At 71.6% G+C, this 9700-nt stretch carries 11 protein-coding genes and 2 pseudogenes; 9 read left to right on the top strand and 4 right to left on the bottom strand.

Annotated features, from left to right (window positions below; all coding sequences use genetic code 11):
• Positions 1–36: 36 nt before the first annotated feature.
• The 3 genes and pseudogenes from ABT147_RS32855 to ABT147_RS32865 all read right to left on the bottom strand — a co-directional run bounded on the left by ABT147_RS32855 (position 37) and on the right by ABT147_RS32865 (position 1525).
• Complete coding sequence (locus ABT147_RS32855; RefSeq protein ID WP_351412982.1) at positions 37–1071, bottom strand: AAA family ATPase; 1035 nt, start codon at positions 1069–1071, stop codon at positions 37–39.
• A 185-nt stretch (positions 1072–1256) separates the two neighbouring features.
• Positions 1257–1337, bottom strand: a pseudogene (locus ABT147_RS32860) (peptide-methionine (R)-S-oxide reductase MsrB); the annotation flags it as partial.
• 2 nt (positions 1338–1339) lie between these two features.
• Complete coding sequence (locus tag ABT147_RS32865) at positions 1340–1525, bottom strand: hypothetical protein (protein ID WP_351412985.1); 186 nt, start codon at positions 1523–1525, stop codon at positions 1340–1342.
• A gap of 99 nt (positions 1526–1624) precedes the next feature.
• On the opposite strand from ABT147_RS32865, the gene ABT147_RS32870 reads away from it, so the two are divergent.
• The 6 genes from ABT147_RS32870 to ABT147_RS32895 all read left to right on the top strand — a co-directional run bounded on the left by ABT147_RS32870 (position 1625) and on the right by ABT147_RS32895 (position 4983).
• Positions 1625–1837 (top strand): hypothetical protein, encoded by a 213-nt coding sequence (locus ABT147_RS32870; protein WP_351412987.1) that lies wholly within the window; start codon positions 1625–1627, stop codon positions 1835–1837.
• Between the two features lie 66 nt (positions 1838–1903).
• A complete protein-coding gene (locus ABT147_RS32875) occupies positions 1904–2569 on the top strand; it encodes a nucleotidyltransferase family protein (RefSeq protein WP_351412989.1) in 666 nt (221 codons plus the stop codon).
• On the top strand, positions 2553–2885 hold the full coding sequence (locus ABT147_RS32880; RefSeq protein WP_351412992.1) for a BON domain-containing protein: 333 nt from the start codon (positions 2553–2555) through the stop codon (positions 2883–2885). The genes ABT147_RS32875 and ABT147_RS32880 overlap by 17 nt, the downstream gene beginning before the upstream one ends.
• The gene (locus ABT147_RS32885; protein WP_351412994.1) at positions 2882–3637 is read left to right on the top strand and encodes a metallophosphoesterase family protein; all 756 of its coding nucleotides are present in this window, start codon (positions 2882–2884) and stop codon (positions 3635–3637) included. The genes ABT147_RS32880 and ABT147_RS32885 overlap by 4 nt, the downstream gene beginning before the upstream one ends.
• Before the next feature lie 149 nt (positions 3638–3786).
• Positions 3787–4209, top strand: a complete 423-nt coding sequence (locus tag ABT147_RS32890; protein ID WP_351412996.1) for a hypothetical protein — start codon at positions 3787–3789, stop codon at positions 4207–4209.
• 87 nt (positions 4210–4296) lie between these two features.
• Positions 4297–4983, top strand: coding sequence for a DUF6766 family protein (locus ABT147_RS32895; RefSeq protein WP_351412997.1), 687 nt, complete (start codon positions 4297–4299; stop codon positions 4981–4983).
• A gap of 42 nt (positions 4984–5025) precedes the next feature.
• Here ABT147_RS32895 and ABT147_RS32900 read toward each other — a convergent pair whose 3' ends face one another.
• The gene (locus tag ABT147_RS32900) at positions 5026–6918 is read right to left on the bottom strand and encodes an ABC transporter ATP-binding protein (RefSeq protein WP_351413016.1); all 1893 of its coding nucleotides are present in this window, start codon (positions 6916–6918) and stop codon (positions 5026–5028) included.
• 282 nt (positions 6919–7200) lie between these two features.
• On the opposite strand from ABT147_RS32900, the gene ABT147_RS32905 reads away from it, so the two are divergent.
• From ABT147_RS32905 to ABT147_RS32915, 3 genes and pseudogenes are all read left to right on the top strand, one after another.
• Positions 7201–8118: a lysylphosphatidylglycerol synthase transmembrane domain-containing protein gene (locus ABT147_RS32905; RefSeq protein ID WP_351413018.1), complete on the top strand. Its 918-nt coding sequence runs from the start codon at positions 7201–7203 to the stop codon at positions 8116–8118.
• 312 nt (positions 8119–8430) lie between these two features.
• A complete protein-coding gene (locus tag ABT147_RS32910) occupies positions 8431–9513 on the top strand; it encodes a mechanosensitive ion channel family protein (RefSeq protein WP_351412999.1) in 1083 nt (360 codons plus the stop codon).
• 6 nt (positions 9514–9519) lie between these two features.
• A pseudogene (locus ABT147_RS32915) lies at positions 9520–9700 on the top strand (cobyrinate a,c-diamide synthase); the annotation flags it as partial.

Here is a 9700-nt window from a genome sequence, read left to right on the forward strand (position 1 = left end):
ATCGGGTGGGCTCGTTTCGGGGATGGCCACTCCGGCTCACCCCGTGGACCGGTTCAGCGGGCGCATCAGCCGGTCGGCGAGGTGCGCACGCGTGCCCGGCTCCTCGTCCTGGGCGTGTCGCGTGAGGTAGATGGCGTTGAGGAGTTGGTCCGCGGCCCGCTGTTCGCCGGGCCTGTGCTCCAGGAACCGCGCGATGACATCTGCGTGCCGCTCGGCGGCGTCCTCGCCGAAATGGGCCCGCACCATGGCGGCGAGCCGGTCCTCGTCGGGGGCCTCCAGATGCAGCTGAACACAGCGACGCAGCAACGGAGCCGGGAAGTCCCGCTCGCCATTGCTGGTGAGGACGATGAACGGGAGGGCCTGGCAGCGGACGCGTCCTTCTCGCACCTCCACCGCGCGACCGTCGTGGTCCCGGACTCGTACCACGGGGTGGCGTTCGGAGATCCGTTCCAGTTCGGGAATGTCGAACTCGCCTTCCTCCAGGACGCCGAGGAGGTCGCCGGGCAGGTCGATGTCGCTCCTGTCCAGGTCGTCGACCAGGAGTGCCCGGGGCCGCGTCGTCGGCAGCAGGGCCGTGCCCAGCGGCCCCAGCCTCAGGTAGCGGCCGATACCTGAGGCGAGCAGGTCCGTCTCGTCGGCTCCGTCACCGTCCGGCCGGTGGGGACGCGTGATCTGCAGGTCCTGGAGGCGGCCGAGGGCGTCGTACCGGTACAGGCCGTCGGCCAGCTCGGTACGGCTGGTGACCGGCCAGCGCAGCACCCGGCCCAGCCCCAGCTCGTAGGCCACGGCGTGGGCGAGGGTGCTCTTGCCGCTGCCCGGCTCCCCGGTCACGAGCAGGGGCCGGCGCAGATACAGCGCGGCGTTGACCAGCTCCAGCTCGGCCGGAGTCGGCCGGTAGTGCGCCGCGAACGCGCTGCCCCGGCCGAGCCCTCGGGTGGAGACGGCGTCGACGGGCACGGGCGGCGGCACCGGCGGTCCACCGTCGAAACGGCGCCACGGGGGTGGCTCGGGCAACCGGTCCACCCCGTCGTGCGGCTGTCCCGCACCTCGGTAGATGAGCCACTCGTTCACGCACCCTCCTCGTGCAGGACGGACGGACCGGGGCAGCCCGAGGGCCCCAGGCGGGACACCATCGGCGATCCTCTGCACACTACCCAGGGCGGACCGGGGTGCATCGTGTTGTTTGCGGCCAACTCGACGCGAGAACCGAGGGGTTGCTGTTGTCAGCCGGTCGGCGGGCCGCAAGGAACCGCTACTCAGCCCGCATCCTCCGTCAACCGCAACGAAATACTGTTGATGCAGTACCGCTGATCGGTAGGCGTCGGATACCCCTCGGATGTCAGCCGACTGCCTCTTCGGCCAGGGCCGTCTCCGACCGTACGGCTGTCATGATCAGGTCGCGCACGGGTGGGGGCAGCACCCCCAGCATCTCCAGGACCGCTGGGAGATGCCTTGCCGACACGTCAGTTGGAGATCGACCGGTGCTGATCGAGCTGACGGTGCGGCGGCTGTACTGCGAGAACATTCGTTGTCCGCGGCGGACGTTCGCCGAGCAGGTCGACGGGCTGACCGTTCGCCATGGCCGCCGTACGCCTGCCGCCCACCGCACCCGAGCCGGCCATACTTGCCGAGCGGGTCACTCGCCTGGACCGATGTCGCCGACACCCCCGAAGCGCCGGAGACTCGCCGACGAGACGAGGACGCGCTCTACGCCAACGGTTTCACCGGCACGCTCTCCGTGGAGCACGAGGACCCGGTGTGGAGCGGCACCGAAGAGAAGGTCAGGACCGGCCTGGACATCGCCCACCGCGTCCTGAGGCCCCTGGTCGTCGCCTGATCTCCCGTCGCCGCGAGCCGCCGCGCACGCCTGGCCATCGGCCGGAGCCGCACTATCGTGGAACCCATGGGCGATCTCGCCGAGCCGGACGACGACGGGCTTCCTCCCGACCGGACCCAGGCCATCCTCGAAGCGGCCAAGGAGGTCGCTTCGCTGCTCAAGGCCGGTGGGCACCCCTTCGCCCTGGCGGGCGGCGTCGCCGTCTACGCCCATGGCGGCCCGGGGACACTCCAGCACGACGTCGACTTCTGTGTGCTGCCGGAGGACATCGACGCGGTGACCGCCACCCTGGAGGCCGCGGGGCTGCAGGTGGTCCAGCCGTCCGAGGACTGGCTGCTGAAGACCCGGAGCCAGGGCCAGGAGGTCGACCTGATCTTCCGGCCGTCCCGGGCGCCCGTCAGCCGTGAGCTGCTGGACCGGGCCGAGACGCTGTCGGTCCAGTCCGTGTGGATGCCCGTGCTCACGGCGACAGACCTGCTCGTCGGGCGGCTCCTGGCGTTCTCCGAGCACTACTGCGACTTCGGTGCCGTACTGCCGATCGCCCGCACCCTGCGCGAGAAGATCGACTGGAGCCGGGTGCGGGACGAGTGCGGTGCCGAGCCGATGCCCGCGGCCTTCCTCTTCCTGCTGGAGCGCCTCCGTGTGATCGAGAACGCGAGCGAGGACGCAAGCGAGGACGTGAGCGGGGACGCGACCGAGCCGGAGGAGACCGGCGATGGCGACAGGACATGACAACGGACCGGAAGACGGCACCGCCCGCCCGGCGGCGCACACGCACACGCACACGCACACGCACACGCACACGCACACCGAGTACCGCATAGCCCACCTGGAGGAGCGGCTCGCCCGGAGCGATCTGGCCGAGCTGGGGATGCGGATCGAGGCGCGCGGCGACGCCGTGCACATCACCGGCACGGTGTCCTCGGCGGCCGACCGCGAGGCGGTGCTGCGGCTCGCGGCGGCGGAGCTGCCCGGCGTGGCCGTGCGGGCGGACATCGCGCTGGCCGACGTCACCGCGCCCGACCACCGTCCCGAGGAGCTGTCGTGATCCGGGTCGCGGCCGTCGGCGACATCCATCTGGGGGCGGACAGCCGGGGTCTGCTCCGGCCGGCGTTCGACACCCTGCCCGACCACGCCGACCTGCTGCTGCTCGCCGGGGACCTCACCCGCCACGGCACGCCGGAGGAGGCCCACGTCGTCGCCGACGAGGTGGCGGGGCTGCCGGTGCCGGTGATCGCCGTCCTCGGCAACCACGACCACCACGCCGAGCGGCCCGAGGAAGTGACGGCCGTGCTGCGGGACGCGGGTGTGCGGGTCCTGGAGGGCGAGGGAACCGTCGTCCGGGTCGACGGCGTACGGGTCGGGGTCGCCGGGACGAAGGGGTTCGGCGGGGGCTTCGCCGGGCGCAGCGGCAGCGAGTTCGGCGAACCCGAGATGAAGGCCTTCGTCCGCCACACCCGGGGCCTCGCGGACGGGCTGCGCCGCGCGCTCGACGCGCTGGCCGAGGACGGCTGCGCGGTCCGGATCGCGCTCACCCACTTCTCCCCCGTACCGGACACACTCGTCGGCGAGCCGCTGGAGATCTACCCCTTCCTCGGCAGCTATCTGCTGGCCGAGGCCATGGACGAGTCCGGCGCCGATCTCGCCGTCCACGGCCATGCCCACCTGGGCACCGAGCACGGCATCACGAGCGGTGGGGTACGGGTGCGCAATGTGGCCCAGCCGGTCATCCGGCGCGCCTTCGCGGTGTACCGGCTGCCGGTGCACCGGGCCGGCCCGACGGGGGCGAACGGTTCGTAGCGCCTGTTGCCCCGGCCGGGGGACGTTCGGTCCCGGGCCCTCGCGCGGCGCCCGGGGCGGCTTCTGAGGCGGAGTTACCGTCCGTCGACACCGACACCGACGCCGACAGACCGGCAAACGACATCGACTGTCGAACGGGAGGCCCTGGGATGCCCTGGCGCGGGCGATGGGGGGTGACGGCGGGAGCCGCCGTCGTGCTGCTGACGGCCGGCTGCGGGACGGTCGAGGAGCGGCGTACGGCGGCGCTGGACGCGGCCCTCGACTTCGAACGGGCGCTGGGCGCGCGGGACGGGGTCACGGTGTGTGCGGTGCTGGCTCCCGGTGTCCGGGACGAGGTCGAGCGGTCCGCCCGGACGTCGTGCGAGGAAGGGGTCCTGGAGGAGGAGGTTCCGTTCGTGGCGGCGGCCGGGGACGAGGTCGAGGGCGTCGATGTCGCCGGACGGCAGGCCCGGGTGGTGTTCCCCGCGGACACCTTGTTCCTGTCGCGGTTCAGCGGGGGCTGGAAGGTCGTCGCCGCCGGGTGCACGCCACGTCCGGAGCGGCCCTACCGCTGTCTGCTGAAGGGAGGTTGAGGACGTCGTGCGCGTCATGTTCGCCCTGTGCCTGCTGGTGATCGCGGGCGGGCTGGCCTACTGCGTCACGCTGGGGGTGCTGCACCGATGAGCCGGTCCCTACGGGGGTTCCTGCGCGACAACGGCCTGGGGCTCACCTTCCTGACGCTGTTCGTCCTCGCCCTGATCGGCCAGGCGTTCGCCGGTCACGCCGACTTCGACAACCGGCTGGCCGCCGAGGACCTCCAACAGGTGACCCTCGGCGAGCACATGACCTCATCCGACTTCGCCGTCGATGTCATGGAGAACTGGCAGTCCGAGTACCTGCAGTTCTTCCTGTACGTCTTCCTCACGGTCTGGCTGGTGCAGCGCGGTTCACCGGAGTCGAAGCATCCGGAGCACATCGGTGTCGAGTCGGACGAGAAACAGCGGGTGGGGCCGTACGCGGGCGCGGACTCCCCCCGCTGGGCGGCGGCCGGCGGTCTGCGCCTCAGGCTGTACGCCAGTTCGCTGGGGTACGTGATGGGAACCGTCTTCGTGCTGTCGTGGTTCGCCCAGTCGATCACGGGCGTGGCCGCGTACAACGAGGAGCAGCTCAGAGGGCTCCAGGCGCCCGACAGCTGGCCCGACTACGTCGCCTCGGCCGACTTCTGGAACCGTACGCTGCAGAACTGGCAGTCGGAGTTCCTCGCCATCGCCTCCATGGCGATCCTCTCGGTCTATCTGCGCCAGCGCGGCTCCCCGGAGTCCAAGCCGGTCGGCGCCGCCCACTCGTCGACCGGCGTCGAGGGCTGAACCCCGGGGAAGCCGCACCCCTCCCCCGGGGTTCCACGCGTCCTAGGCGGCGGGGACCGGCGCCTGCCCGACGGACTCGCCCGACTTCTCGAACTGCGTCCGGTACAGCTCCGCGTACCGCCCGTCCGCCGCCAACAGCTCCTCGTGGCGCCCGCGTTCCACGATCCGGCCGGCCTCGACGACGAGGATCTGGTCGGCGGTCCGTACGGTCGACAGACGGTGGGCGATGACCACGGCGGTCCTGCCCTCCAGCGCCTCCGCGAGGGCCTCCTGCACGGCGGCCTCCGAGGTGTTGTCGAGGTGGGCGGTGGCCTCGTCGAGGATGACGACGCGCTGGCGGGCCAGGAGCAGCCGGGCGATGGTCATGCGCTGGCGTTCGCCGCCGGAGAGCCGGTAGCCGCGTTCGCCTACGACGGTGTCGAGGGCGTCGGGCAGGGCGCGGACCAGGTCGTCGAGGCGGGCCCGGCGCAGGACGTCCCACAGGTCGTCGTCCGTGGCGTCGGGGCGGGCGAGGAGCAGGTTGGCGCGGACGGTGTCGTGGAAGAGGTGGCCGTCCTGGGTGACCATGCCGAGGGTGCCGCGCAGCGAGGCGGCGCTCAGCTCGCGTACGTCGACGCCGCCGATCCGCACGGCGCCCGCGTCGGTGTCGTAGAGCCGGGGCAGGAGCTGGGCGACGGTCGACTTGCCGGCGCCGGAGGAGCCGACGAGGGCGACGGTCTGGCCGGGTTCGGCGCGGAAGGAGACGCCGTGCAGGACCTCGGTGCCGCCCCGGGTGTCGAGGGAGGCCACCTCCTCCAGGGAGGCGAGGGAGACCTTGTCGGCGGACGGGTAGCCGAAGCGGACGTCGTCGAACTCGACGGCCACCGGGCCCTCGGGCACCTCGCGGGCGCCCGGTTTCTCCTCGATGAGCGGCTTCAGGTCCAGTACCTCGAAGACGCGCTCGAAGCTCACCAGGGCGCTCATGATCTCCACGCGCGCCCCGGCGAGCGCGGTGAGCGGCGCGTACAGCCGGGTGAGCAGCAGCGCCAGGGAGACGATCGCGCCCGCCTCCAGGGTGCCGCGCAGCGCGAACCAGCCGCCGAGGCCGTACACCAGGGCGAGGGCGAGGGCCGAGACGAGGGTGAGGGCGGTGATGAACGCCGACTGCGCCATCGCCGTACGGATGCCGATGTCCCGTACCCGGCGGGCCCGTTCGGCGAACTCGGCGGACTCGTCGTCCGGGCGTCCGAAAAGCTTGACCAGAGTGGCGCCGGGCGCGGAGAAGCGTTCGGTCATCCGGGTGCCCATGGCCGCGTTGAGGTCGGCGGCCTCCCGCTGGAGCCGGGCCATCCGCTTGCCCATGCGCCGGGCGGGGATCACGAAGACGGGCAGCAGGACGAGGGAGAGGAGGGTGATCTGCCAGGAGAGGGTGAGCATGACGGCGAGGGTGAGCAGCAGGGTGACCACGTTGCTGACCACTCCGGACAGGGTGTTGCTGAAGGCCCGTTGGGCGCCGATGACGTCGTTGTTGAGTCGACTGACGAGCGCTCCCGTACGAGTACGTGTGAAGAACGCGACCGGCATGCGCTGCACATGATCGAAGACGGCGGTCCGCAGATCGAGGATGAGTCCCTCGCCGAGCGTCGCCGACAGGCGTCGGCCCAGGAGCCCGAGCGCCGCCTCGGCGACCGCGATCAGGGCGATGAGCACGGCAAGGCGGACGACGAGGGCCTCGTCCCCGCCCGACACGATCACGTTCACGACCTTCCCCGCGAGCACCGGCGTCGCCACGGCGAGCAGCGCGGTCACGACACCGATGCCGACGAACCACGCGATACGGCGACGATGTGGACGGGCGAAGGCGCCGACACGCCGTAGCGTCGCGCGGGCGAGGGGGCGGTTGTGCCGCTGGGCGGTCATCATGCCCTGCAGCTGGGTCCAGGCGGTGGTCTCCATACTCATATGCGGGACGTTAGAACCTCGACCAAACTTGAGGTCAAGGGGCGAGTCGGCGTACGCCGGGGCGCGGTGAAGTCCGCCGCCGGTCAACCGCCGTCCCCGCGCCCGCAACCCCCCGTTGGCCGGGCCTGGAGAACCTCTCCCGGTGTGAGCGCGATACGACTGCCCGCGAGCCGGACACAGGAGCAGGGCGAGGACCAGGAGCAGGGCGAGGGCCGGGGCCGGACCCAGGCGTCCGGGCGGGGCGGCCCGGGGCGGGGGCTCCGCCGGCGTGTTCCGGTGCGGCGGATCCTCTGTCTGCTCCCCCTGGTCCTGGTCCTGGTGGTCGCGGTGCGGCACCGTTCCGTTCTCGTCGAGGGCTTCGCCCATCTCGCGACCGCGCGCTGGCCGTGGCTGGTCACGGCGGTCGGCGTGACCTGTCTGACGTGGGTCGCGGCGGCCGTGACCCGGCAGGGGGCGCTCGTCGAGCGGCTGCCCGCCGGGCGGCTGCTGGCCACCCAGTTCGCCGCGGGCGCGGCGAACCATCTGCTGCCGACCGGCCTGGGCGCGAGCGCGGTGAACCTGCGGTTCATGACGGTGTGCGGGGTGTCGCTGTCGCGTTCGTCGGCGGCGCTCGCGCTGTATCTGCTCGCCGAGTCCGTTGCCCGCGTCGGCCTGCTGCTGGCCCTGCTGCTCGCGTTCCCGCAGGCCCTGCGCCTCGGCCCGCTGCTCCCTGACGGAACGTCGACTCCCCTGCTGATCACGGCGGTCGCCGTCGCCTGTGCCGCCGTGGCCGCGCTGCTCCTCGTACGACGGCTGCGTACGGCCGTGTTCGGCTTCGTGCGCACGGCGCTCGGCGAGGCCCGTTCGATCCACACCCGGCCGACACGCGTCCTGGCGCTCTGGGGCGGTTCGCTCGCGTTCCCGGCGCTCCAGGCGGGCGTACTGGTCACCGTGGGGCTGGCGTTGGGGCTGGACATCCCGGTGGCGCACATGGCTCTCGCCTATCTCGCCGCCACGGTCGCGGTCGCCCTGGTGCCGACGCCGGGCGGTCTCGGCTCGGTGGAGGCCGCGCTCGTGGTCGCCCTGGTGGCGGCCGGCGGCCCGGTGGCCGTGGCGACCGCGGTGGTGCTGGCGTTCCGGATCATCACGGTCTGGCTGCCGCTGCTGCCGGGCGCGTTGACGCTCGGCGCGCTGGTGCGGCTGAAGGTGATCTGACGCGATGGCTGACACCGGGTGAGATGCCTTTCGGATCCGCGAGGCGGAGGCGGTCGTACCGCGGTGCACATCCGGACAATTCCCGTGGTGGCGGGGCCGGTCGTCGGCCGATCCACGCAGGTCCGGTGCCGATCAGCCGTGCGGATACGGCAGGATGAGCGGTCGCGCCCGACGTCGTACACACGTCCGGGCAGGCGTTGATCGTGCATGTCGAATTCGAGCAGGTGGCAAGGTGACGACACATCACATACGGCCCACGGGACCTGACATACGGTCCGTCGGTCGCTCCCCGCGTCCCTCGGGAGGCGACCGATGACCCGGACCCTCACCCTCGACGACTACCTGGTGGCCGGAATCACCCTGGCCGCAGGCCTGTTGGCCGCGTTCCTGCTGCGGCTACTGATGCGCTGGCTGGGCGGCCACGCGACGAAGACCCGCTGGGGCGGTGACGATGTCATCGTCGACACGCTTCGCTCGCTGGTGCCGTGGAGCGCGTTCGTCGGCGGGGCCGCTGCCGCGGCGGCGGTGCTGCCGCTGACGAAGACCGTTCAGCACAACGTGAACCAGTCCCTGACGGTGCTGTTCATCCTCGTCGCCACGATCACGTCGGCCAGGGTGATCGCCGGTCTGGTGCGGACGCTCGCCCAGTCCCGGGCCGGGGTCGCGGGCTCGGTCACCATCTTCGTGAACATCACCCGGGTCACGGTCCTCGCGATCGGCTGCCTGGTGATCCTCCAGACGCTGGGCATCCCGATCGCCCCGCTGGTCACGGCCCTGGGTGTCGGCGGTCTCGCGGTGGCCCTGGCGCTCCAGGACACCCTCGCCAACCTCTTCGCGGGCATCCACATCCTCGCCTCGAAGACGGTCCAGCCGGGCGACTACATCAAGCTGAGCAGCGGCGAGGAGGGCTATGTCGTCGACATCAACTGGCGGCAGACGACGATCAAGTCGCTCTCCAACAACCTGGTGATCATCCCCAACGGGCAGCTCGCCGGCACGAACATGACCAACTTCAACCAGCCCGAGCAGGACATGACGCTGCTGGTGCAGGTGGGTGTCGGCTACGACAGCGATCTGGAGCATGTCGAGCGGGTGACCAACGAGATCATCGCCGAGACCATGAAGGAGGTCGAGGGCGCGGTGCCCGACCATGAGCCGGCCGTGCGGTTCCACACGTTCGGTGACTCGCGGATCGGGATGACCGTGATCCTCGGGGTCGGGGAGTTCAGCGACCAGTACCGGATCAAGCACGAGTTCATCAAGCGGCTGCACAAGCGGTACCGGGCCGAGGGGATCAGTGTGCCGGTGCCCCGGCGGGCGATCACGCTCCAGACGGGTGGCGGCAGCGTGGAGATTCCCCACCAGCGGGAGTCCTCGGTCGAGGTCGCCCCCTAGGGTCCCTCGCCCCCGCCGCCCCTACCCGTCCCATCCCCAGGGGCTGCCGCCCCTTCGACCCCCTGGGTGAGTGGGTCGGTGCGGGTCCGGTGGGGGTTCTCGCGCGGTTCCCCGCGCCCCCAGGAGGGGCCTGCGGCCCTCCGAAGGCGAAAAGCATGGGGCGCAGCCCCCTGCTTTTCAAGGGCGC

This window comes from Streptomyces sp. NPDC001868, from assembly GCF_040297125.1.
In the GTDB taxonomy this organism is placed as follows: domain Bacteria; phylum Actinomycetota; class Actinomycetes; order Streptomycetales; family Streptomycetaceae; genus Streptomyces.